The following is a 24,322-nucleotide window of genomic DNA, read 5'->3' as shown; positions in this document are numbered from 1 at the left end:
TTTCCAGACCTGAACCGATTCACACTGCAACGCCGACGCACGGAGCCCCTTCATGTCCACCGTAACCAGCTCGACAGCCAGCACGATCGCAAGTAGCGTCGCCGCCACGACCGCAGCGAGCAACGCCGCTCTGCAGCAAGCAGCCCAGTCGATCGTCAGCGGCTCGACCGGCAACTCGTCGATGGACGTGAATTCGCTCGTTACGGCGCTCGTCAACTCCAAGATCGCCGGCCAGGCCGCCACGATCAGCGCCGAGCAGACGCAGGACAACACCGAAATCTCCGCGTACGGCGCGCTTTCCGCCGCGCTTTCCGCACTTCAGGCGGGCCTCTCGCCGCTCTCGGATGGCACGACCCTCAGCGCATTCAGCACGACGCTCAGCGGCACCGGCATCACCGCCACAGCAGGCAGCGGCGCGGCAGCAGGGTCATACTCGCTCGATGTCAAGCAGGTGGCACAAGCCCAGGTGCTCACCTCGACCGGCTACGGTGCAACAACGGCGCTCGCGTCGGGCTCGTCCACGATGACGCTGACGGTCAACGGCGCCAGCACCACGATCTCGCTCGACAGCACCAACAGCACCGTTGCGGGTATTGCATCGGCGATCAACTCGGCCACCAACAATCCGGGCGTGACGGCAACGGTCGTCAACGGCGCCGACGGCGCGCACCTTGTGCTGCATTCGACGTCGACCGGTTCGCAGAACGGCATCAGCATCGCGATCAGCGATTCAAATTCCAGCGACGCACTGAAGAACCTCGCCGTGACGACCACGGCAGGTACGGCGATCACGAGCTCGAGCGCGACTTCCGCCAACCTCACCGCTAACCAGTCGACGATCTCCAACACGACCAACTGGACACAGTCCACGGCCGCACAGGACGCCTATTTCACGATCGACGGCACGGGCGCGACCAGCACGACGAACACCGTAAAGACCGCGCTGTCTGGCGTGACGCTGACCCTCACCGCAGCGGCGGTCGACACGTCGAGCACGGGCAGCGGCGCACAAACGCTTACGGTTGCGCAGAACACGAGCGCGGAATCCAGCGCGATCAACAATTTCGTCACGCTGTACAACACGCTCGTGACGACGATGTCGACGCTCACGTCATTCAGTTCGACCTCGACGTCGCAGGGCGTGCTGCTTGGCGACTCGACGCTGAACATGATCCAGAACCAGCTCGCAACGATCGTGGCGACGGGCGTGAAGAGCGGCAATACGACGACCAGCCTGGCATCGATTGGCGTCACCCTGAATTCGGACGGCTCGCTCTCGGTCGACAGCGACACGCTGAATACGGCACTGCAAAACAATCAGTCGACCGTGGCGGCGCTGTTCAATTCGACCAACGGCGTCGCCGCCCAGTTGAATAACAACATCACGAGCTATCAGTCGAGCACGGGCGTCATCACGACGCGTACGAACGCGATCCAGACTGACCTGACGAACCTTTCGACGCAGCAGTCCAATCTCGCGGAATACCAGTCGCAGCTCACCAGCATGTACACTGCGCAATTCACCGCGCTCAACACGCTGATGGCGACGATGAACAACAACCAGCAATACCTCACGCAGCTCTTCGGCGGCACCAACAGCGCAGGCGCGCTGGCCACCAACAAGAGCTGAGCGCATCCAGCAGGAGAGACGACATGGAATTCGGGGCGCCCATCGATCGCATCTGGCAGATCACGAAAGACATCGAGCAGGCGGCAGCCGTCGGCGAATGGGAAAAGGCGGCCGAGCTTGCGAACGAGCGCTCACCCCTTCTCATGTCGCTCTCCGCGAAGCAAACGGGCGCCGCGCTCGAGGTGCTCAAGCAGGTTCACGCGGTCGATACACTTGTCGCCGCGGCGGCGGAGTCGGCACAAAGCACGCTTAGCGCCGAGTATCGTTGCGCCATGCAGGCAACGCGGAACGTGAATCTGTATCAGCGCGTTGCGCAGTTCTGAAGTCCGGACCTCGCACAGCGTCCAGAAATAACAACCAACCATTGCGCCTTTCGGGGCGCATTTGCGTACCTCGGCCCGCCTCGTGCGGGCTTTTCTTTTACGCGCCCTCATTACACACGGCTCGGGCCGCCACGGCCGACTACCCAGCTTCATTTCCGCCCGTTGCTCGCGCCAACCGAATTGGCGGGCGTTTTGACGTCAACTCGGCAATTCGTTCCGACGGGGCGCCCTGGATAATTGCCCTACTTCTGCTACCTGCGGCGCAAGCACGCCTTCGTCATGACCGCTTTCCATACTCCGACCGACCTCACCGCGCTCGTCCCCCAATCGCAAATGGGGAGCGACATTCAGCTCGTCATGGAAGCCGGGATCGAGCACCATCGCAAGCAGGAATACGACGAAGCTGAAGCGCTCTACGCCATTGTGCTGGAAGCGGATAGCGATCATGTCGACGCCAACTACCACATGGGCGTGCTGTACATGCAAACGGACCGGCCAGCCGAGGCCGTGCCGCACTTCGAAGCAGTGCTCGGCCACACGCCGAACTTCGCGCAACTGTGGGTCTACTACTTCAACGCCCTGACCGCCAGCAACCAGTTCGAAGCCGCGCGGATGGCGCTCGACGTGGCGCAGAAATGCGGCGTTCCTGCGGACGCCATCGATGCGTTGAAGGCTCGCCTGCCCCAGCTTGACGCCGCGTCGGCGCCCGCGCGTGAACCTTCGCACACGGCCGAAGCGATCGAAGCTATGCCGAAACAGCAGACGGCGGACACGCCCGCAGCGAAAATCGATCCACGCCGCGCAAGCGCGACGGAGTTGCGCAAGTTTGCAGATCTCTTCAACAGCAAAGAGACCGAGGCTGCGCTGACGCTTGCCCGTCGCTTGACGAAACAAAACCCCTCGCATGGCGAATGCTGGATTATGCTCACGCACGCCCTGCAGCGCGCAGGCCAGTATGCGGAATCCGTGACGTCGGCCGAGCGTGCCACCAGCCTGCTGCCCAATAGTCTCCCCGCTCAGATCATGCTGGCCGACGCGCTGCATATCACGCGGCAGTCCCAGCGAGCCGTATCGCACTGCCGCAAAGCGCTCGAAAAGCATCCCGAGAGTCCACAGCTGCATCGCACACTGGGCGCCGCCCTGCAGGCAACGGGCCGAACAGGCGAGGGCATCGCCCAGATGCGCCACGCCGTGGAACTGGCACCTCGTGACGCTATCGAACTCGACGCGCTGGCTAACGCGCTGAACGAGGATGGCCAGTACGATGAAGCGGAAAGCGCCTTCCGCAAGGCACTCGAACTCGCGCCGATGCAGGCTGCAACGCACAGCAACCTGCTGTTCTGCCTGATGCACAAGACCGATCTCGATGCAAAAAGCGCATTCGCCGAATTCAGCGAATTCGGGAAGCGCCAGGAAGCCCCCCTGCGTGCGCAGCGTTCGGAGCACACCAATGTTCGTGACCCGGCGCGGCGACTGCGAATCGGCTTCGTTTCGGGCGACCTGATCAATCACCCGGTCGCCTATTTTTTCCAGTCGATCGTAGAGCATCTGGCCCGCGATACAAGCCTGTCACTGCACGTCTATTCGAATTACGTGATCACCGACGCGTTCACGAATACGATCCGGGAGCACGCGCAAGAATGGCATGAAGTCTTCGGCATGACCGACGCCGCGGTCGCGGAAAAGATTCGCGAAGACGGTATCGACATCCTGATCGATCTGTCCGGCCATACAGGTCGCAACCGCCTCGTGGCCTTCGCGCATAAGCCCGCGCCCATTCAGGTGAGCTGGATCGGCAATCCGGCCACGACCGGCCTGACGTCCATCGACTATTACATGTCGGACCGGTTCGTCACGCCGCTCGAACAGTTCGCCAGCTGCTTCACGGAAAAGCTCGTGTTTCTGCCTGCTCTCGCGCCATTCAAGCCGTACAAACAAGCGCCGGACGTGAACGAGTTGCCCGCCTTGAAAAATGGCTTCGTGACGTTCGGCAGCTTCAGCCGTCTGGTCAAGATCGGGCCGGAAGTCGTGGCGCTCTGGGCGCGCGTGCTGCGCGAGATACCGACTTCGCGCATGCTCATTGGCGCGATCACGTCGGTCGAACAAATGAACAAACTGGCCAAGCTGTTCGCAAGCGAAGGCATCGACGTGAGCCGCATCAGCTTTATGCAGCGCAAGAATACCGAGGTCTACCTGCAACAGCACCAGCAGGTCGATGTCTGTCTCGACGCGTTCCCCTTCGCCGGCTCGACCACGACCATGCACGCCCTGTGGATGGGCGTTCCCACTGTGACGCTGCCCGGCGTTTCGATGGCGAGCCGTGGCAGCACGGGATGGCTCTCGCACCTCGGGCTCAACGAGGCGTTCGTCGCGCGCGACAAGGACGACTTTGTGAGCAAGTGCATCGCGCTGGCTGACGATCTCGACGCGCTCGCAACGGTACGCCGCGAGTTGCGCCAGCACTGCATGCAGTCGCCCATCATCAGCGCGAGCACGATCGCCAACGCCGTATCGCGTGCACTGCGCACCATGTGGCGGCGCTGGTGCGACGGGCTTGCACCCGAGCATTTCGAGGTCCTGGCGCAGCCGCAAGATGCATCGGCGGAGCCAGTTGTGGAACCGGCGCGCGAGCAGCAGCAACCGGACATTGCGCCGACAGCTGGATCGATCACGTCGATCGACGCGGTGACCGACATCCCCGCAGCGAAACCCATCCGTATCGTCTGCGGCACCCGTAGCACCCGTGAGCAGTTCTCGAATGAAACGGCGCTTGGCCGCTCGCTAAAGCTCTATGCGCACCTGCCAAACGTCGAACTCCAACTGTTCGACAACAACACGCGCGGACTGTCCAGCATCTACAACACGGCGATCGAAGAGGCTAAGCAGCGCCCGGCCATCCTCGTCTTCATTCACGACGACGTCTGGCTCAACGACTTCTTCTGGACCGAGCGCATCCGCGAATCCCTCGCCCGTTTCGAGGTGGTGGGGCTCGCCGGCAACCTGCGCCGCGTGCCGCGCCAGCCTGCATGGGCCTTCGCCACGCCCGATCTGCAGTGGGACGAGCGCAAATATCTGAGCGGAACCGTGGGTCACGGCACGGGTTTTCCGTGCAACATCGCGTCGACGTTCGGGCCTTCCGGACAGGAATGCAAGCTCCTCGACGGCCTGTTGCTGATCGCGGATAGCGATACGCTGGTAAAGAGCGGCCTGCGCTTCGACGAGCAGTTCAAGTTCCACTTTTACGATATGGACTTCTGCCGCCAGGCTGAATTAAAGGGGCTCCGCATGGGAACCTGGCCACTGAGCGTGGTTCACGAGAGTGGCGGAGCCTTTGGGACACCCACCTGGCGGGAAGGGTACGCGTCTTATTTGGACAAATATGGAGAGTGAGGCGCGCGGCGGGCGGTAGTCGTAATTGTCGAGATACCGCCCTCGTCGAAACGCCTTCACTGCCTCTCACAGCGATATCCACCGGAGCCTATATTGGATCAAACTCCTGTCCATCAGCATCACAATCCGGACTTACTTAACCTCATGCCGCAAGGCGCACGCCGCGTGCTGGAAGTCGGCTGCAGTTCCGGAGCGCTGGCGCGCGAATACAAAAAAACAAATCCGGGTGTGCACTACACCGGGATCGAGATTGTCCCGGCTTATGCCGAGATGGCACGCGAACACTGCGACCGCGTAATCGATGTAGACGTCGAGCGGGTAACTGTCGAGCAAATTCGTTCGGACCTCAATGCCGATTGCTGGGTCTTCGGGGACGTGCTCGAACACCTTCACGATCCCTGGGCACTACTGAGGAAAATCCGCGGGACGATGGATCGCGGCGGGTGCGTTGTTGCGTGCATTCCCAATGCGCAGCACTGGAGCGTGCAGGCTCGTCTGAGCTTTGGCGATTTCCGGTATCAGGACTCCGGCTTGTTCGACCGCACACATATCCGCTGGTTCACGCGCGTCACGATGCTGGAGATGTTTCGCGACGCGGGGTTTGTCGTCGATGCTGGCAAGGCGCGGATCTTCCACGAGCCGCAACGCGAGGCCTTTTTGCCCGTCATTCGTGCTATGGCGAGCGCAGCGGGTGCCGATGCAAACGCAGCGGTCGAGGACGCGAAGGCGTTCCAGTTCGTGTTTCGGGCGGTCGTACCTCCTCAGCTTTAAATATTCCCATTCGTTGCACCGACCAAGGCATGGAAATGACGGACGGCTTTCTGCACAAGTATTTTCTTAATAACCCTGACAAGCGACTGCATAAGTGGATTCATTACTTTGACATTTATGAGCGTCACTTCACGCGCTTCAGAAATAAAGCGCCCGTGATGATCGAAATCGGCGTATTTGGCGGTGGATCACTGGCAATGTGGAAGGAGTTCTTCGGAGCCGGATCCAGAATCATAGGGGTCGATATCAATCCTCAGTGCAAGGCCCATGAAGCAGAGGGTATCGAGATTTTCATCGGCAGCCAGGACGACCCTGCCCTGATCGATCAGATATTCCGCAAATATCCGGAAGTCGACATCGTTCTCGATGACGGAAGCCATGTCATGAATCACATGATCTCTTCCTTCGAGCTGATGTATGACCGGCTTCACAAGAACGGAATTTATATGGTGGAGGACACTCACACCTGCTACTGGCCTGAATATCAGGGCGGCGTGGGGAGGCCTGGGAGTTTTATCGAATTTGCCAAGAACAAGATCGACGAACTGAATGCGGTTCATTCGAGAGGCAAAATCCCAATTTCAACCTTCACGAAGAGTACCGATTACATCGCCTGCTACGACAGCATCGTTGCGTTCGAACGTCGTCCGCAAGGACAGCGGCAAGCACCGATCACTTGCGCCATGGTTGAAAACCCGGCGACTATGTAATTTCGACATCCCTTGCTATGGCGCTCAATGCGACTGTTTGCGGGTCGCCAAGCGCCATCCGCTGCACCTTTGGCGTTGGGCTCGGTTCTATTGCCTGGTGCCCGCGCGCAGTTGATCGGCGGGCTCGGTCGCAGCACGCCGCCGGTGAGAGTCGGCGAACTGCCGGGGGCTTTACGCAACGTCGCGCAAGGTCGCTACCGACCCGAAGCCGGACGGATAAATTCGCTGGAGAACTCCCGCACGGCGTATGCGCGCGGAGTAGAAAATCGCTGAAATCTTCGACAGACTTTGGCGCGCCCGGCTGGGATCGAACCAGCAACCCCTGCCTTCGGAGGGCAGTACTCTATCCATTGAGCTACGGGCGCGTTGACTTGCTGGCGCCGCCGATTGACCGAAGAATACGGGAAAGGCAGCGCCGAAGAGAGACCGAGAGAATAACCGGTTTCGGTTAAACCGTCCACCGCGCGGATTATTAAGGGTCACATCCCCATCAGGCACAATTCGAGCACAACTCAGACGCAACAACGTCCCACCGCCCGCCCGCTCCGGGTAAACGCCCGCTGAACTCCCTCCGCGCCCAGCCACCAGCCGGAAAACCTTCCGTCTATAATCGTCGGTGTTTGATCTGCCGCATGGCCATTGCCGTCCTGCTGTACCGCTCACCATAAAACCAACGGGAGTCGAGACAAGCATGAGCGAAGCACCCCACGGAGCCCCGATCAAAACGCCCGGCCAGCTGATCGCCGCTGTCATCGCCGGGTTTGCCGTCCCCATCGTCATCATCATTTTGCTCGTCTATTACGTCGACAACACGACGCGCACCGGCGCGGGCACCGACGAGCTCTCTACCCAGCAGGTCGCCGCGCGCATCGCGCCGGTCGCGCAGGTCAACGTGCGCGACGCCAACGCGCCGCACGTCTACAAGACCGGCGAACAGGTCTTCCAGGCTGTCTGCTCGGCGTGTCACGCCTCGGGCGCCGCCGGCGCGCCGAAGTTCGGCAACTCGGGCGACTGGGCGCCGCGCATCGCGCAGGGCTTCGACACGCTGTGGAAAACGGCGCTCTCCGGCAAGGGCGCGATGCCCCCGCGCGGCGGCACGAGCCCCGACGACTACAGCGACTACGAAATCGGCCTCGCCGTCGCCTATATGGCGAACCACGCGGGCGCGAACTTCCAGGATCCGCCCAAGCCCGCGCCAGGCGCTGCCAATGCAGCCAATGCGGCCTCGGGCGCGGCGGGCGCTGCACCGGCCTCCGGCGCATCGGGTGCCGATGCGAACGCCGCCCAGGCGCAAGCCGCCGCAGCGGCGATCGCGGCCATCCCGCAGGCTTCGTCCGCTCCCGCAGCAGGTGGCGGCTCGCAAAGCGCCGACGCCTCGCAGGCGGGCAAGGCACTCTATCAGCAGGTTTGCCAGGCGTGTCACGCCGCGGGCGTACTGGGCGCACCGAAATTCGGCAACAAGGCCGACTGGGCGCCGCGCCTGAAGGACCCGATGGACACTGTCTACAACTACGCGCTGCACGGCAAGGGCCAGATGCCTCCCAAGGGTGGCTCGACTGCCTCCGACGCCGACGTGAAGGCCGCCGTCGATTACATGGTCAGCGCGGCGAAGTAAGCCGTCACACGCGCGCCAAAGCGCAAAACGATCCCTGCCCGCAACGATACGGGGCGGGGATTTTTATATGCGTCGATGAAACAGCGGTCGCGCGTCAGCGCACGGGACGCGCGAATTCGCGGGCAAATGCGAACGCACCGGAAGCATCCCCGGCCAGCGCTCCGTAACGCGCTGCCAGTTCGGCGGGAGCGAGCCAGGGATAGCTCAAGCCCTCTTGCAGGCGCTCGAGCCTCGCACCGTCCGGGTCGTCGATCACGTCCATCCGGGCAATGTGAATGTGGAATGCCGATACGCGCGGCGCGATGTCGTTCGCATCGAAAGTCCAGCGATACGTGCCGTGACCGATGCGCAGCGCGCCCGCCGCGTCCTCGCGCATCACGACGAGCCAGGGCAGCGCTTCGATCGTGCGCTCGCGCGCAACGAGCGCAGTGGCCTCGCAAAGGTAGTAGGTGCGGCAGCGCGAATAGCGCTCACCAAAATCGCTGACCAGCGTCTTCGCGATCGCTTCGGCGCCGACGCTGCGCGCCGGAAACGCGATGTTCGGTGTCGCCAGCGAGAACGTCAGTTCCGCATCCTGCGCGAATGCTTCGTGAATCCGTGCGGGCTTCGTGTTGTCCTTCGCGTCGATATACGTTTCAAGCGCGTGACGGTAATGCTGGAGTAATGGATCTTCCATCTGCGGCAGCGAGCGGGTCAGAGGCGTTCACTCTACAGCCGCCCGCGTCCCAAAAAAGCAAACACCCGCTGCATGCCAGGGTCATCACCCCTTCTGCAACAACGCCTTCAAACTCGCCAGCCGGTCCTTCGGCGTCATCGGCGCTTCTTCGGCGGTCGGCGGCGGCGCGTCGTCGAGGCCCATTTCCGGAATGAAGCGCGACGCCTCGCACACCACCGTCTCGCGCGCCCGCTTGCGCTTCTTGCACCAGTTCAGATGCAGGCTGCGCTGCGCCCGCGTGATCGCCACGTACATGAGGCGCCGCTCTTCCTCGATGCGTCCTTCGTCGATCACATCGTCTTCCGAGCCGCCGCGGTGCGGCATGATCCCCTCTTCCACGCCAACCAGGAACACGTGCGGATACTCCAGTCCCTTCGACGCATGCACGGTCGAAAGCCGCACGGCGTCCGGGTCCTCTTCCTTGCCTTCGAGCATCGACATCAGCGCGACGGTTTGAATGAGGCCCATGAGATTCTTGCCGGTGTCGGCGAGACCGTCGGCATTGTCATATCCGGTGGCTTCGCTGTCTTCGCCGATCTCCTGCTCGGGCTTGGTGCCCTTGCGCTTGAGCCACTCGAGGAATTCGAGCACGTTCTGCCACTTCGACTGCGCCTGGCGCTCGTCGAAGGCGTCATAGAGATACGCCTCGTAGTGAATCGCATCCATGAGGTCGTCGAGCACGACCGTCGCCGGGTCCTTCTGCGCGCGCTCGGCGAGGCGCTGCATGAAGTCGCAGAACACGCGCATCGGCTCGACCTGGCGCGCCGAAAGCCGCGCCTCGATACCGCCCATGTACACGGCCTCGAACAGCGACACCTTCGCCTGCCCTGCGAACGAGCCGAGCGCCTCGAGCGTCGTGTTGCCCACGCCGCGGCGCGGCGTGGTGATCGCGCGGATGAACGCGGGATCGTCGTCGTGATTGGCGATCAGGCGCAGATAGGCGCAGATGTCCTTGATCTCGGCCTTGTCGAAGAACGACTGGCCGCCCGAGAGCACATAGGGGATGCGCTCGCGGCGCAGCACCTGTTCGAAGATGCGCGCCTGGAAGTTGCCGCGATACAGAATCGCGTAGTCGCGAAACTGCGCGCGGCGTTCGAACTTGTGCGCCGAAAGCCGGAACACGACCGACTCCGCCTCGTGCTCTTCGTCGTTGCAGGGCGTGACGGTGATGGTGTCGCCCATGCCGTGCTCGGACCACAACTTCTTCTCGAACAGCTTCGGATTGTTCGCGATGACGTTGTTCGCGGCCGTGAGAATGCGCACCGTCGAGCGGTAGTTCTGCTCGAGCTTGATGACGTGCAGCTTCGGAAAGTCCTTGCCGAGCTGCGCGAGATTTTCGAGCGTGGCGCCGCGCCAGCCGTAGATGGCCTGATCGTCGTCGCCCACGGCCGTAAACGCCGCGCGCGGGCCCGCCAGCAGTTTCAGCAGTTCGTACTGGCAGGCGTTGGTGTCCTGGTATTCGTCGACCAGCAGGTAGCGCAGCTTGTTCTGCCAGCGGTCGCGCACCTGCTCGTTCTTCGCGAACAGCTCGGCAGGCAGGCGGATCAGGTCGTCGAAGTCCACCGCCTGATACGCGTGCAACGTCGCCATGTAATTGCGATAGACGATGGCCGCCTGGTGCTCGTCCTCGTTCGAGGCCGTGGACAGCGCCTGCTCGGGCATCACGAGTCCGTTCTTCCAGAGCGAGACGATCGACTGGATCTTGCGGATGAAGCCCTTGTCCGTCGAGCCCACCTGCTCCTGGATCATGGCGAAGCAGTCGTCGGCGTCCATGATCGAGAACTGGGGCTTCAGGCCCAGATGTTCCGCCTCCTGGCGCAGGATCTGGACCCCCAGCGAGTGGAACGTGCAGACCGTCAGCTGGTTGGTCGGCACCTTGCGGCCTTCCTTGCCGGGCGTGGTGAGCGTCTTGCCTTCGAGCAGCTTGCCCACGCGCTCGCGCATTTCGGCGGCGGCCTTGTTGGTGAAGGTGACGGCGGCGATATGGCGCGGCTCGAAGCCTTTCGCTTCGATGAGGTGCGCGATCTTCTGCGTGATGACACGCGTCTTGCCGCTGCCCGCGCCGGCGAGCACGAGACAGGGACCGTCGAGATAGCGCACCGCTTCGTTTTGGGCGGAATTGAGGCCTGCGGACATCGTTGCTGGATTGGAAAAACGGGTGGTACGGCTGGGAGGCGTGCGAACGGGGCGCGTAGCCTTTCGTGACGCCGCACGGCGCGCGGCGTGCGTACGTCGCAGCGGCCTCTCACGCGGGAGGTGCGATGTTAACACGATGCAGCGATACGCCGATGGCGCCCCCGATGTTCCTCGTTCCACGGCCCATCGGTCCCTCGCCGCGTTCCGCACGCTCTACGCGCCGTGCCACAATAACGGGCTCCCGCCACCCGCACTCGCTGGAAAGAGGAAGCGCCAAATGACTGCACCGCAACCGCTGCAAATCGGCCTGATGGGCTACGGCTTCGCCGGCCAGACTTTCCACGCCCCCGTGATCGCGCATAGCGGCGCCGCGCAGCTCGCCGCCATCGCCACGAGCCAGGCCGGACGCGCCCAGGCCGACTATCCCGACGCCGCGATCGTGCCCGACCTGGACGCGCTGCTCTCGATCGATGCCATCGAATGCGTCGTGATCGCCACGCCCAACGACACGCACTACGACCTCGCGCGCCGCACGCTCGAGCGCGGCAAACACGTGCTGGTCGACAAGCCGGTCACGCTCACTTCCGAGGAAGCGCGCACGCTCGCGGCCATCGCGAAGCAGCGCGGCCTCGTGTTCGCACCGTTCCACAACCGCCGCTGGGACGGCGATTTCCTCACCGTGCGCGAGCTGATCGAGCGCGGCGAACTCGGGCGCATCACGCACTACGAATCGCACTTTGACCGCTTCCGCCCGCAAGTGAAGCAGCGCTGGCGCGAAGACGCCACGCGCGGCGGCGGCCTGCTCTACGATCTCGGCCCGCATCTGATCGACCAGACGCTCGCGCTCTTCGGCGCACCCGAGTCGATCACCGCATTCGTTCACACGCGCCGCGAAAACGCGAGCGCGCCGGATTACGCGCACCTCGTGCTGCGCTACCCGCACCACGACGCGGTGCTGCACGCCAGCGCGCTCGCCGCGTACGCGCCGCGCTTCGCGATTCATGGCACGCGCGGCAGCTATCTGAAGAACGGGCTCGACACTCAGGAAGATCAGCTCAAGGACGGCCTGCGCCCGGGCCAGCCCGGTTTCGGCGCGGGCAACGATACGGGCCGCCTCCACGTGCTGCGCGACGACGGCCAGGAAGCCGATCTCGAAGTGCCCAACGCTGCGGGCAATTACGCCGATCTGTATCGCGCGCTTGCGGCGGCGATCCGCGAAGGCAAGCCGTTCCCGGTAAGCCCGCAGGACGCCATCGACGTCATGACGCTCATCGAACTCGCCATGCAAAGCGCGCAGGACGGCCGCACGCTGGGGTTCGTGCGCCAGTCCTGAGCACACCGGCGCGCGCTTTCGGCTGCGGCGTCGACCTTGCATTGCGCCGACGCCGCTGAAAGGACCATACAAATGGTTACATCTGGTTGCCGCGGTGGGGTCATCACGCTGCAATCGCCAGACGTTTGTGGACATGCAAGCCCAAAAAAGCAACGACAAGACCAAGGAGAGTCTGAATGACCCGCTACATCCACGCTCTACGCCTGATCGCCGCCGGCGCGCTCGTTTCGACCCTCGCCGCGTGCGTGGTCAACCAGCCGGCGCACCACGCCGCTGCACCGCCGCCGCCCGGCCCGAATCCCCACGAAGTCGCCGTCGATCGCCTGCATCAGGTCGACAGCCGCATCGACAACCTGGGCCATCGCATCGATATGCGCGTGAGCCAGGGCTACTACCCGCCGCCCCAAGGCGGCGCGCTCCATCACCGCCTCGATACGATCCGCGGCGAAGCTCACGACATGGCCGCGCAGCACGGCGGCGGCATCTCGCCCGACGAGCAACACGTGCTGAACGAGGAACTCGACACGGCCGCTCGCGCCATCGGCGAGTAAGCGCCACACGCATTGGCCTGTCGGCACGGACCGCGCGCTCGCGGCTCGTGCCGATCCATCTGCCCACCCGAATCGCCCCCGTTTTTCTCCGGCGCGATGCATGGCGCGCTATGCATCTGCGCAAGCCAATGCCAGCAAGGCTCACGCCCCTTTGCTGGCGCCGCGCGCAGAATTTTTCCGCATTGACATAGCCCCGAGGCGTCGCGCACAATCGCTGCGCGCGCCGGGAGAGCGCGCCGTTTGCCTTTGCTTGCTTTCGCAAGTGCAACCGGCGCCGCCGAAGGGGCAACCCACAAACTCTCAGGCAAAAGGACCGTGCGCGCCGGACCGCTGATTCGCTGCCTTTGCGCTTTTTGCGCGAGATGACGCGAAGCGGCACACAGTCCGCAACTCTGGAGAGCGGCAGTAGAACGGGCGGCGGCGGATCGTAACCCCCACGCGTTCAGGCTGCCCACCGAAGGGGCGCGCGCCAACTGCAACAGGGCGCAATCTCTCAGGTACCGAGGACAGAGGGGCCATGCAAGAACCGACCACGGGCATCGTGCCTGCGGCGCTTCCTGCATGGCCTTTTTCGTTTTCGCGCGAATTTTCGCGACCGCCTGAGGCCCCATGACCGAACTCAAACGCACCCCGCTGAATGACACGCACCGCGCGCTGAATGCCCGCATGGTCGACTTCGGCGGCTGGGACATGCCCGTCAACTACGGCTCGCAGATCGACGAGCATCGCGCCGTGCGCACCGACGCCGGCATGTTCGACGTCTCGCACATGTGCGTCGTCGACTTTTCGGGCCCGAAGGCGCGCGAGTTCTTCTCCCGCGCGCTCGCCAACAACGTCGCCAAGCTCACCACGCCGGGCAAGGCGCTCTATTCGTGCATGCTGAACCCCGAAGGCGGCGTGATCGACGACTTGATCGTCTACTTCTTCGCCGACGACCAGTTCCGCACCGTCGTCAACGCCGGCACAGCCGAAAAAGACATCGCCTGGTTCGAGAAGCTCAACGCCGAAGGCGGCTTCGGCCTCACCATCACGCCGCGCCGCGATCTCGCGATCGTCGCCGTGCAGGGCCCGAACGCGCGCGAAAAGGTCTGGCAGGTCGCGCCCTCGTCGCGCAGCGCCACCGAAGTTCTCAAACCCTTCAACGCCGCGAAGATCGAAGCCACGCCGTTCGGCGAGCTGATGATCGCGCGCACGGGCTACACCGGCGAAGACGGCTTCGAAATCGTGGTGCCCGCCGCCGCCGTTTGCGAACTTTGGGACGCCCTGCAGCGCCAGGGCGTGAAACCCTGCGGCCTCGGCGCGCGTGACACGCTGCGCCTCGAAGCGGGCATGAACCTCTACGGCCCGGACATGGACGACGGCGTCTCGCCGCTCGACGCCGGCCTCGCCTGGACCGTCGACATGAAGGAGCCGCGCGACTTCGTCGGCCGCGGCGCGCTGGAGGCGAACGGTTCGCGTTCGGCCTTCGTCGGCCTGATCCTGCAGAAGGAAAACGGCAAGGCCGGCGGCGTGCTGCGCGCGCACCAGAAAGTGCTCACGCCGCACGGCGAGGGCGAGATCACGAGCGGCACATTTTCGCCGAGCATGCAGGAATCCATCGCCTTCGCGCGCGTGCCGCAGGGCGTGCAGCCGGGCGATGTCGTGCAGGTGCAGATCCGTGACAAAGCCCTTCCCGCAAGCGTGGTAAAACTGCCGTTCGTGCGCAACGGCAAGGTGCTCGCCGCCTGATCCGCGAGATCCTGCCAGCGCGCACGCCCTCCCCTTTTCGAGCAACAAAAACCGCACCACGCACTGGAGCAACCATGAGCATCCCGGCCGATCTGAAATACACCGAATCGCACGAGTGGATCCGCACCGAAGCCGACGGCACGCTGACCATCGGCATCACCGACCACGCGCAGGAAGCGCTCGGCGACATCGTCTTCCTCGAACTGCCTGAAGCGGGCCGCGCCGTCACGGCCGGCGACGCCGTTGCCGTGATCGAGTCGGTCAAGGCCGCCTCGGACATCTACGCGCCGGTCGCAGGCGAAATCATCGAAGCGAACACGTCGCTCGTCGACACGCCCGACCAGGTGAACGGCGCGCCGTACGAGTCGTGGCTCTTCAAGATCAAGCCCGCCGCCGACGCCAAGCTCGACTCGCTGATCGACGCCGCCGCCTACGAAAAGGCGATCGGCGCGTAAATCGCAACCTTGCCTTAACCGCCATGGCGCGGCGGCGCGCTCAGAACGCCGCCCGCGCCCGCAGGAATCCCTATGAAGCTCGAACACCCGGATCGTCTGATGAACTCCCCGCTCTCGCTTGCTGCACTTGAAGCGCACGACGCTTTCGCCGCCCGCCACATCGGCCCCGACACGGCCGACCAGCAGGCGATGCTCGACGCGCTCGGCTTCGCCTCGCGCGACGCGCTGATCGATGCGGTGATTCCGGCGAAGATCCGCCGCAACGAGACGCTGCCGCTCGGGCCGTTCTCGCAGCCGCGCTCGGAAGCCGAGGCGCTCGCCGCCCTGCGCGCGCTCGCGGACAAGAACCAGGTGTTCCGCTCGTATATCGGGCAGGGCTACTACGACACGCACACGCCGGCCGTCATCCTGCGCAACGTGCTCGAAAACCCGGCGTGGTACACCGCGTACACGCCGTACCAGCCGGAAATCTCGCAGGGCCGCCTCGAAGCCCTCTTGAACTTCCAGCAGATGATCACCGACCTGACCGGCCTCGCGATCTCGAACGCGTCGCTGCTCGACGAAGCCACTGCCGCCGCCGAAGCCATGACGCTCGTGCAGCGCGTGGGCAAGTCGAAGTCGAACGTGTTCTTCGTCGCCGACGACGTGCTGGCGCAGACCATCGAAGTCGTGAAAACGCGCGCCAAGCCGATCGGCATCGAGGTAAAGGTCGGTCCGGCCGCTGAAGCAGTCAATGCAGGTGCCTTCGGCGTGCTGCTGCAATATCCGGGCGTGAACGGCGACGTGCGCGACTACCGCGCGCTCGCACAAGCCGTGCACGCAGCCGGCGGCGCGGTGATCGCCGCCGCCGATCTGCTTGCACTCACCGTCCTCACGCCGCCGGGCGAATGGGGCGCGGACGTGGCCGTGGGCAACTCGCAGCGCTTTGGCGTGCCGATGGGCTTCGGCGGCCCGCACGCCGCCTACCTCGCGGTGAAGGACGAATTCAAGCGCCAGATGCCGGGCCGTCTCGTCGGCGTGACCATCGACGCGCAAGGCAACCCGGCGCTGCGCCTCGCGCTGCAAACACGCGAACAGCACATCCGCCGCGAAAAAGCGACGTCGAACGTCTGCACGGCACAGGCGCTGCTCGCGATCATGGCGAGCATGTACGCCGTCTACCACGGCCCGCAAGGCTTGAAGCGCATCGCGCAACGCGTGAACCGCGTCGCCGCGATCCTCGCCGCGGGCGCGAAGCAACTGGGCTACACGCTCGTGAACGAAGCGTTCTTCGACACGCTCACGTTCGAAGCCGGCCCGCGCACCCAGGCGCTGCACGACGCGGCCCTTGCGCGCGGCATGAACCTGCGCCACGTGAGTGAGACGCGTGTGGGCGTGTCCGTCGACGAAACGACTTCGCGCGCCGATCTGGCCGACCTGCTCGCCGTGTTCGCGCAAGCCGCGTTCGCCGGCGAAGCGCCTTCGGTCGACAAGCTCGACGCCGAACTCACGCAAGCCGCCGCGTTGACGTTCCCGGCCGCGCTGGTGCGCGAAAGCGCGTACCTCACGCATCCGGTGTTCAATCGTCACCATTCGGAAACGGAAATGCTGCGTTACCTGCGCAGCCTCTCCGACAAGGACCTCGCGCTCGACCGCTCGATGATCCCGCTCGGCTCGTGCACGATGAAGCTCAATGCGACCTCGGAAATGCTGCCGGTGACGTGGCCCGAGTTCGGCCGCATCCACCCGTTCGCGCCTGCGGAGCAAACGGTTGGCTATCGCGAGATGGTCGATCAGCTCGAACAGATGCTCGTGGCCGCAACGGGCTACGCCGCCGTCTCGCTGCAGCCGAACGCGGGCTCGCAGGGCGAATATGCGGGTCTGCTCATCATCCAGGCGTACCACGCCTCGCGCGGCGAAGCGCATCGCAACGTCTGCCTGATTCCCGCTTCGGCGCACGGCACGAACCCCGCATCGGCGCAGATGGCCGGCATGCAGGTGGTCGTGGTCGCGTGCGACGCGCAAGGCAACATCGATCTCGCCGACCTCAAGGCCAAGGCCGAACAGCACGCGGCCAAGCTCGCGGCGATCATGATCACGTACCCGTCCACGCACGGCGTGTTCGAAGAGAACGTGCGGGAAGTCTGCGAGATCGTGCACGCGGCGGGCGGCCAGGTGTACGTGGACGGCGCGAACATGAACGCGATGGTGGGTCTGGCGGCGCCGGGCCAGTTCGGCGGCGACGTCTCGCACCTGAACCTGCACAAGACCTTCTGCATTCCGCACGGCGGCGGCGGCCCGGGCGTCGGTCCGGTCGCAGTGGGCGCGCACCTCGCGCAGTTCCTGCCGAACCAGCTTTCGTCGGGCTACAAGCGCTCGACCGATAAGGGTCACGGCATCGGCGCGGTGAGCGCAGCGCCTTACGGCTCGGCCTCGATCCTGCCGATCTCGTGGATGTACATCGCCATGATGGGCGCGGCCAACCTGACCGCTGCGACCGAAAACGCGATCCTCAACGCCAACTACGTGGCGAACAAGCTCGCGCCGCACTTCCCGGTGCTCTACAGCGGCCCGGGCGGGCTCGTCGCGCACGAGTGCATTCTCGACCTGCGCCCCATCAAGGATGCAAGCGGCATCACCGTGGACGACGTGGCCAAGCGCCTGATGGACTACGGCTTCCACGCCCCGACCATGAGCTTCCCGGTGCCGGGCACGCTGATGGTCGAGCCGACCGAGTCGGAGTCGAAGGAGGAGCTCGACCGCTTCATCGACGCGATGGTTGCCATCCGCGAGGAAATCCGCGCCGTGGAAGACGGCCGCGCGGACAAGGAAGACAATCCGCTGCGTCACGCGCCGCACACGGCCGCCGTGGTGGTCGCCGACGACTGGAAGCACGCCTACTCGCGCGAGCAGGCCGCCTACCCGGTCGCATCGCTCGTCGCGCGCAAGTACTGGCCGCCGGTCGGCCGCGCCGACAACGCTTACGGCGACCGCAACCTGTTCTGCTCGTGCGTGCCGCTTAGCGAATATGCGGGCGAACATGCAGACGAAACCGCCGGCGAATAAGCCCTTGTGAAGCCGCCGCGTGACCTTCGGCTCACGCGGCGGCGGTCATCCCTCTCACATTTGCCGCCGCAAACCGCTAACATCACACACCTGTCAGCCTTGAATCAGGGAGTCGCGCATGGCGCGGAAGGTGCGAATGGTTCCATTGCGGAACTCGGTGCGGGACTTGCCGCATGCCGCAACGCGGAATTCGGTCCGGCAGGCCCGGCACGCGCGCGGTGCGCTGTTACGCCGCCCGCAGCGCCTTGCCGCTGCGCTGGCGCTTGCCTGCGCCACCTTCACCGCGACCTTCGCCGGTACGGCCCATGCGGCCATGAACTTCTGCGCGGCCCCCGCGCTGCAATCGAGCGAGCGCACCAACTCCGATCCGGGCGTGAGGGCGCTCGTGGCCGAGGTGCTGACGCACGTGAACGACACGCCGCGTCCGCTGCCGCGCCTGCACACCGAGGGCACGCTGCCGCACGAGGGCATCTACGACCAGAGCGTCGAGGCGGCGAAGGAACTCGACCTCATGCGCAACGCCGCGCTCGCGTGGCGCGCGACGAGCGACGAGCGCTTCCTGAAGCTCGTGGACCGCTTTCTGCTCGCCTGGGTCACCACGTACAAGCCGAGCTTCAATCCCATCGACGAAACGCGTTTCGAGGGGCTGATACTCGCCTACGACATGACCGCGAGCGCGCTGCCCGTGAAAACGCGCAACGCGACCATGCAGTTCCTGAACAGCTTCGCGACCGGCTATATCGCGCAGATCGACGCGCAGCCGCGCCCGCTCAAGGGAAATTTTGCGAACAACTGGCAGAGCCATCGGGTCAAACTGATAGCGATGATCGCGTTCACGCTCGACAACCGCAAGATGATCGCGACGGCGCAGCGGCTCTTCGTCGAGCATCTCGGCGACAACGTCGCGCCCGACGGCTCGACACTCGACTTCTCCGAGCGCGATGCACTGCACTACGTGACCTACGATTTGCAGCCGCTCGTGACCGCCGCGCTCGCCGCGCGCCGCCACAACCGCAACTGGCTGACCGAACGCGCGGCCAACGGCGCGACGCTCGCGGGCGCGCTCGACTGGCTCACGCCGTATGCGCTCGGCCAGAAGACGCACGACGAATTCGTGCATTCGAACGTACCGTTCGACGCGAAGCGGCGCGAAGCGGGCCTGCCGGGCTACACCGGCCAGTGGGACCCCAAAAACGCCGCCGAACTGTTTCACCTCGCGGCGCGACTCGACGGCCGCTTTGCACCAGTCGCGCTGAAACTCGCGCCCACGCCGCCCGCGTGGCTCGCCGTCTGTCTGCCGTTGCCGGCGCGGTAAAACGCGCGCGGGATGCGGCGGCGGCACGGGAAATAACGATGCCGCCGAACGCGCCGCATCCCTACAAACCAACGTCAGACAAGCAGGAGCAGTACCCATGGCAGTAAGCGTTTTCGATCTCTTCAAAGTCGGCATCGGGCCCTCCAGCTCGCACACGGTCGGGCCGATGCGCGCAGCGCTGATGTTCGCCGAAGGACTCGAGCGCGACGGTCTGCTTGCGAGCACCGCCGCCGTGAAGGTCGAGCTGTACGGCTCGCTCGGCGCCACCGGCAAGGGCCACGGCACCGACCGCGGCGTCATGCTGGGCCTCATGGGCGACGCGCCCGACACCGTCGATCCCGACACCATCAGCGAGCGTCTCGAAGCCGTGCGCACCTCGCGCCAGCTCGCGCTGCTCGGCCGCCATCCCATCGCGTTCGTTCCCAAGGAGCACGTGGCGTTCTATCGCCAGGCGCTGCCCGAACACCCGAACGGCATGAAGCTGCGCGCGCTCGATGCGAACGGCGACACGCTGCGCGAAAGCACCTATCTGTCGGTAGGCGGGGGCTTCGTCGTCACGGCCGGCGCGCCGAACACGAAGGTGCTCGCGGCGGCCCAGCAATGGCCGAATCCGTTCACCACGGGCGCGGAGATGCTCGCGCTGTGCGCCTCGACGGGCAAGAGCATCGCGCAGTTGATGCTCGAAAACGAGCGCGTCTGGCACAGCGACGAGCAGATCCGCTCAGGTCTCCTGCACATCTGGAACGTGATGCAGTCGTGCGTATCGCGCGGTTGCGGCATCAACAATCCCGACGCCGACGGCACGCTGCCCGGCCCCTTCGCGGTGAAGCGCCGTGCGCCGCAGCTTTATCGCGCACTGACCAGCAACCCCGAGCGCGCGCTGCAAGATCCGCTCTCGATGATCGACTGGATAAACCTGTACGCGATCGCCGTGAACGAGGAAAACGCCGCGGGCGGACGCGTCGTGACTGCGCCGACCAACGGCGCAGCGGGCATCATCCCCGCCGTGCTGCACTACTACGTGCGCTTCACGCCGGGCGCGAACGAACAGGGCGTGATCGACTTCCTGCTCACCGCGGCCGCCATCGGCATTCTCTACAAGCTCAACGCGTCGATTTCGGGCGCCGAAGTGGGCTGCCAGGGCGAAGTGGGCGTGGCCTGCTCGATGGCCGCCGGCGCGCTCGCTGCGGTGCTGGGCGGCACGCCGCTGCAGGTCGAAAACGCCGCCGAAATCGGCATGGAGCACAACCTCGGCCTCACCTGCGACCCCGTGGGCGGCATGGTGCAGATTCCCTGCATCGAACGCAACGCCATGGCCTCGGTGAAAGCCGTGAACGCCGCGCGCATGGCGCTGCGCGGCGACGGCGCGCATTACGTCTCGCTCGACTCGGTGATCAAGACGATGCGCGAGACCGGCGCCGACATGAAGACGAAGTACAAGGAGACCTCGCGCGGCGGCCTCGCCGTGAACATCGTCGAGTGCTGATTCGTTGAAGCGCTGTCGCCTTGCCTGAAGCATCCGAACGTAATCACGTAACGATTGAAGGAGACTTGACCGTCATGCAGCAGCCGAACGCATCCGCCACCACCGAAGCCACTACCACCGGAGCTCGCCTCGTCGTCGATGCGCTCGTCGCCAATGGCGTCGAGCGCGTGTTTTGCGTACCGGGCGAGAGCTATCTTGCGGTGCTCGATTCCTTGTCCGACGAAACCGCAAAGATCGAAACCGTGGTGTGCCGTCACGAGGCAGCGGCGGCGAACATGGCGGAAGCGATCGGCAAGCTCACGGGCAGGCCCGGCATCGCGCTCGTCACGCGCGGGCCGGGCGCCACGCACGCCTCGATTGGCGTGCACACGGCGTTTCAGGACTCCACGCCGATGATCCTCCTGATCGGCCAGGTCGCCCGCGAGCAGATGGACCGCGAGGCGTTCCAGGAAATCGACTATCGACGCATGTTCGGCCAGATGGCGAAGTGGGTCGCGCAGATCGACGACGCGCGCCGCGTGCCCGAATACCTGAGCCACGCGTTCCATGTGGCGATGTCGGGACGGCCGGGTCCGGTCGTGCTCGCGCTGCCCGAAGACATGCTGAGCGGCGCGATTCCCGCGTCCGAAGCGCAGCCCATCGCGCCGAGCGCGCAGCGCGTGCAGGCGTCGCCTTCCGCCGCGCAGATGGAGCGCGTGCGCGAACTGCTCGCGGGCGCGAAAAAGCCGTTCGTGATCGCGGGCGGCCATGGCTGGAACCCGCAGGCTTGTGCGGACTTCCAGCGCTTCGTCGAGAACTGGCAATTGCCCGTCGGCCTCGCGTTCCGCTTTCAGGACACGCTCAACAACGATCACCCGAACTACGCGGGCGACGTGGGCCTCGGCATCAATCCGGCACTCGCGAAGCGCATCCGCGAAGCCGACGTGCTGCTCGCACTCGGTCCGCGTCTGGGCGAATCGACGACGGGCGGCTACACGCTCTTCGACATTCCCAAAACGAAGCAAACGCTCATTCACGTGCATCAGGGCGCGGAGGAGCTCGGCCGCGTCTACGCAGCCGATCTGCCAATCGTTTCGGGCCTCGCGGAATTCGCGGCGCTGCTCGCAGCCCTCCCGGCACCCGCTCAACCCGCGTGGGCCGGCAGCGCCGCAGAAGCACACGAGGCGTGGCACGCATGGCGCAAGCCGCTGCCGATGCCCGGCGACGTGCAGCTCGGCGAAGTCATGCAGCAACTGCGCGCACGGCTGCCCGACGATGCGATCGTCACGAACGGCGCGGGCAATTACGCAACGTGGCTGCATCGCCATTTCGCGTATCGCCACTTCCGCTCGCAACTTGCACCCACGAGCGGCGCGATGGGCTACGGCGTGCCCGCCGCGATCGCCGCGAAGTCGCAATACCCCTCGCGCACCGTGGTTGCGCTCGCGGGCGACGGCTGCTTCATGATGGCCTCTTCGGAACTCGCCACGGCGGTGCAGTACGGCCTGAATGTCGTGTTCATCGTCGTGAACAACGCGCACTACGGCACGATCCGCATGCATCAGGAGCGCCACTATCCGAACCGCGTGCACGGCACGCAACTCACGAACCCCGACTTCGCGGCGTTTGCGCAGTCGTTCGGCGCGCACGGCGAAGTCGTCACGACCACGGCGCAATTCGCCCCCGCGCTCGAGCGTGCGCTCACGGCAGGCAAGCCCGCGCTGATCGAGATCCGTGTGACGAAGGAAGCGAGCACGCCTGCGGCCACGCTCGAACAGATTCGCGAAGCGGGCAAGAAAATGCGCGGAGAATGACTGAAAAGGAATCCTGAACAAGCTCACCTGTCGCGCTGGACGAGCAGCAGTGAGCGCACAAACAAAAGCCCCGCAGATCTTTCGATTCTGCGGGGCTTTTGACTTCAGCTAAAGCTCAGGCGCTTACTTGCCGCCCACGCTTTGCAGCGTCGTCCACTTGCCGTCGACGACCTTGTACAGCGTGATGCCGCCGTTCTTCAGGTCGCCGCGCGTGTCGTACGCGAGGTCCGACGTCGTGACTGCCGGCATGCTGGTCTTCGCGAGGAACGGCAGGTACTTCGCCGGATCCGTCGAGTTGGCCTTCTTCATCGCGTCGAACATCGCCATGGCGCCGTCGTAGGCGTACGGCGAGTACGTCTGCACGTCTTCACCGAAGCGCTTCTTGTACTTCGTGACGTAGTCCTTGCCACCCGGCATCTGGTCGAGCGGCAGGCCGGCGAGCGACGCCACCGTGCCGTTCGCCGCGTCACCCGCGATCTGCAGGAAGGTCGGCGTGTGCACCATTTCGCCGCCCATCAGCGGAGCCTTGATGCCCAGCGACTTCATCTGCTTGACCATCGGTGCCGCTTGCGAATCCGCGCCGCCGAAGTAGACCAGGTCGGGGTTCATCGCCTTTGCCTTCGTCAAGACCGACTTGAAGTCGACGGCCTTGTCGTTGGTGTATTCACGGTCGATGATGTTGCCGCCGGCAGCCTTTGCAGCCTTCGAGAATTCGTCGGCGAGACCCTGGCCGTAGGCCGTGCGGTCGTCGATCACGACGATCTTCTTCAAGCCGAGGTTCTTCACGGCGAACGTGCCGGCGACCGAACCCTGCTGCGTGTCCGAGGTCATCATGCGGAACGTCGTCTTGAAGCCTTGTTGCGTGTACTCAGGCGCCGTCGCCATGGCGATCTGCGGGATGCCTGCGTTCGCGTAGATGCGCGAAGCCGGGATCGTCGTGCCCGAGTTGAAGTGACCGAGCATGCCCTTGATGCCGTCGTCGACGAGCTTCTGCGCGACCGTCGTGCCCGTGCGCGGGTCGGCCTGATCGTCGGCCGAGTCGAGCACGAAGTGAACCGGCTTGCCGCCGATCACGGGCTTCGTCGCGTTCATGTCTTCGACTGCGAGCGTGATGCCGTTCTGGAAGTCCTTGCCATAGTGCGCCTGCGCGCCCGTCATCGGACCGGCGAAACCGATCTTCACGTCTTCGGCTTGTTGTGCCTGCGCAGTCCCCGCCAGCGACAGGGCGGCAACAAGCGTTGCGCCTGCCAGCTGCTTCATCGTGTGTTGCATTGCTTCTCCTTGGTACCAGGTATCGAACGAGCGGCTTCGGATTTCAATGGACCT

At 64.6% G+C, this 24,322-nt stretch carries 17 protein-coding genes, 1 tRNA gene and 2 riboswitches; of the genes, 14 read left to right on the top strand and 4 right to left on the bottom strand.

From position 1 onward, the window contains the following. Positions 1 to 52 precede the first annotated feature (52 nt). The 5 genes from fliD to AB4Y43_RS05060 all read left to right on the top strand — a co-directional run bounded on the left by fliD (position 53) and on the right by AB4Y43_RS05060 (position 6,824). The gene (gene fliD / locus AB4Y43_RS05080; protein ID WP_342949195.1) at positions 53 to 1,630 is read left to right on the top strand and encodes a flagellar filament capping protein FliD; all 1,578 of its coding nucleotides are present in this window, start codon (positions 53 to 55) and stop codon (positions 1,628 to 1,630) included. 23 nt (positions 1,631 to 1,653) lie between these two features. Next, the gene (gene fliT / locus AB4Y43_RS05075) at positions 1,654 to 1,953 is read left to right on the top strand and encodes a flagellar protein FliT (protein WP_342949194.1); all 300 of its coding nucleotides are present in this window, start codon (positions 1,654 to 1,656) and stop codon (positions 1,951 to 1,953) included. A gap of 279 nt (positions 1,954 to 2,232) precedes the next feature. Beyond that, complete coding sequence (locus AB4Y43_RS05070; RefSeq protein ID WP_368727161.1) at positions 2,233 to 5,343, top strand: tetratricopeptide repeat protein; 3,111 nt, start codon at positions 2,233 to 2,235, stop codon at positions 5,341 to 5,343. 93 nt (positions 5,344 to 5,436) lie between these two features. Next, the gene (locus tag AB4Y43_RS05065) at positions 5,437 to 6,114 is read left to right on the top strand and encodes a class I SAM-dependent methyltransferase (protein ID WP_368603709.1); all 678 of its coding nucleotides are present in this window, start codon (positions 5,437 to 5,439) and stop codon (positions 6,112 to 6,114) included. A gap of 29 nt (positions 6,115 to 6,143) precedes the next feature. Then, the gene (locus AB4Y43_RS05060) at positions 6,144 to 6,824 is read left to right on the top strand and encodes a CmcI family methyltransferase (protein ID WP_342949191.1); all 681 of its coding nucleotides are present in this window, start codon (positions 6,144 to 6,146) and stop codon (positions 6,822 to 6,824) included. A gap of 289 nt (positions 6,825 to 7,113) precedes the next feature. On the opposite strand, the gene AB4Y43_RS05055 is transcribed toward AB4Y43_RS05060, so the two are convergent. Continuing rightward, positions 7,114 to 7,189, bottom strand: a tRNA-Arg gene (locus AB4Y43_RS05055). A gap of 326 nt (positions 7,190 to 7,515) precedes the next feature. Between AB4Y43_RS05055 and AB4Y43_RS05050 the strand changes: the two genes are divergently transcribed. Further along, positions 7,516 to 8,439 carry a c-type cytochrome gene (locus tag AB4Y43_RS05050; protein WP_342949179.1) on the top strand — a complete coding sequence of 308 codons (924 nt, stop codon included), beginning with the start codon at positions 7,516 to 7,518 and terminating at the stop codon, positions 8,437 to 8,439. A 94-nt stretch (positions 8,440 to 8,533) separates the two neighbouring features. On the opposite strand, the gene AB4Y43_RS05045 is transcribed toward AB4Y43_RS05050, so the two are convergent. Together AB4Y43_RS05045 and AB4Y43_RS05040 are read right to left on the bottom strand one after the other, a co-directional pair. Next, the gene (locus AB4Y43_RS05045) at positions 8,534 to 9,115 is read right to left on the bottom strand and encodes a hypothetical protein (protein WP_368727160.1); all 582 of its coding nucleotides are present in this window, start codon (positions 9,113 to 9,115) and stop codon (positions 8,534 to 8,536) included. 84 nt (positions 9,116 to 9,199) lie between these two features. Next, positions 9,200 to 11,290, bottom strand: coding sequence for a UvrD-helicase domain-containing protein (locus AB4Y43_RS05040; protein ID WP_069264414.1), 2,091 nt, complete (start codon positions 11,288 to 11,290; stop codon positions 9,200 to 9,202). A gap of 277 nt (positions 11,291 to 11,567) precedes the next feature. On the opposite strand from AB4Y43_RS05040, the gene AB4Y43_RS05035 reads away from it, so the two are divergent. The 8 genes from AB4Y43_RS05035 to AB4Y43_RS05000 all read left to right on the top strand — a co-directional run bounded on the left by AB4Y43_RS05035 (position 11,568) and on the right by AB4Y43_RS05000 (position 22,996). After that, entirely contained in the window at positions 11,568 to 12,623 is a 1,056-nt protein-coding gene (locus AB4Y43_RS05035) for an oxidoreductase (protein WP_368727159.1), read from the top strand. 176 nt (positions 12,624 to 12,799) lie between these two features. Next, the gene (locus AB4Y43_RS05030; protein ID WP_368618545.1) at positions 12,800 to 13,174 is read left to right on the top strand and encodes a hypothetical protein; all 375 of its coding nucleotides are present in this window, start codon (positions 12,800 to 12,802) and stop codon (positions 13,172 to 13,174) included. A gap of 214 nt (positions 13,175 to 13,388) precedes the next feature. Then, a riboswitch (glycine riboswitch) is annotated at positions 13,389 to 13,499 on the top strand. Positions 13,500 to 13,556: 57 nt separating this feature from the next. Continuing rightward, positions 13,557 to 13,694: riboswitch (glycine riboswitch) on the top strand. 89 nt (positions 13,695 to 13,783) lie between these two features. Next, on the top strand, positions 13,784 to 14,902 hold the full coding sequence (gene gcvT / locus AB4Y43_RS05025; RefSeq protein WP_368727158.1) for a glycine cleavage system aminomethyltransferase GcvT: 1,119 nt from the start codon (positions 13,784 to 13,786) through the stop codon (positions 14,900 to 14,902). A gap of 74 nt (positions 14,903 to 14,976) precedes the next feature. After that, positions 14,977 to 15,357 carry a glycine cleavage system protein GcvH gene (gcvH, locus tag AB4Y43_RS05020; protein ID WP_028203325.1) on the top strand — a complete coding sequence of 127 codons (381 nt, stop codon included), beginning with the start codon at positions 14,977 to 14,979 and terminating at the stop codon, positions 15,355 to 15,357. Positions 15,358 to 15,429: 72 nt separating this feature from the next. After that, positions 15,430 to 18,402, top strand: coding sequence for an aminomethyl-transferring glycine dehydrogenase (gene gcvP / locus AB4Y43_RS05015; protein WP_368727157.1), 2,973 nt, complete (start codon positions 15,430 to 15,432; stop codon positions 18,400 to 18,402). Between the two features lie 313 nt (positions 18,403 to 18,715). Next, positions 18,716 to 19,717, top strand: a complete 1,002-nt coding sequence (locus AB4Y43_RS05010) for an alginate lyase family protein (RefSeq protein WP_368727196.1) — start codon at positions 18,716 to 18,718, stop codon at positions 19,715 to 19,717. 97 nt (positions 19,718 to 19,814) lie between these two features. Then, positions 19,815 to 21,203, top strand: a complete 1,389-nt coding sequence (locus AB4Y43_RS05005) for an L-serine ammonia-lyase (protein ID WP_368727156.1) — start codon at positions 19,815 to 19,817, stop codon at positions 21,201 to 21,203. 74 nt (positions 21,204 to 21,277) lie between these two features. Next, positions 21,278 to 22,996, top strand: a complete 1,719-nt coding sequence (locus tag AB4Y43_RS05000) for a thiamine pyrophosphate-binding protein (protein ID WP_368727155.1) — start codon at positions 21,278 to 21,280, stop codon at positions 22,994 to 22,996. 123 nt (positions 22,997 to 23,119) lie between these two features. Here AB4Y43_RS05000 and AB4Y43_RS04995 read toward each other — a convergent pair whose 3' ends face one another. Then, entirely contained in the window at positions 23,120 to 24,268 is a 1,149-nt protein-coding gene (locus tag AB4Y43_RS04995) for a branched-chain amino acid ABC transporter substrate-binding protein (protein ID WP_069264433.1), read from the bottom strand. Between the last annotated feature and the right edge of the window lie 54 nt (positions 24,269 to 24,322).

The organism is Paraburkholderia sp. BR10872 (genome assembly GCF_040965835.1).
Classification (GTDB): Bacteria; Pseudomonadota; Gammaproteobacteria; order Burkholderiales; family Burkholderiaceae; genus Paraburkholderia; species Paraburkholderia nodosa_A.
The sequence above is the reverse complement of the archived record's forward strand: the minus strand, read 5'-3'. Positions and strand labels throughout refer to the sequence as shown.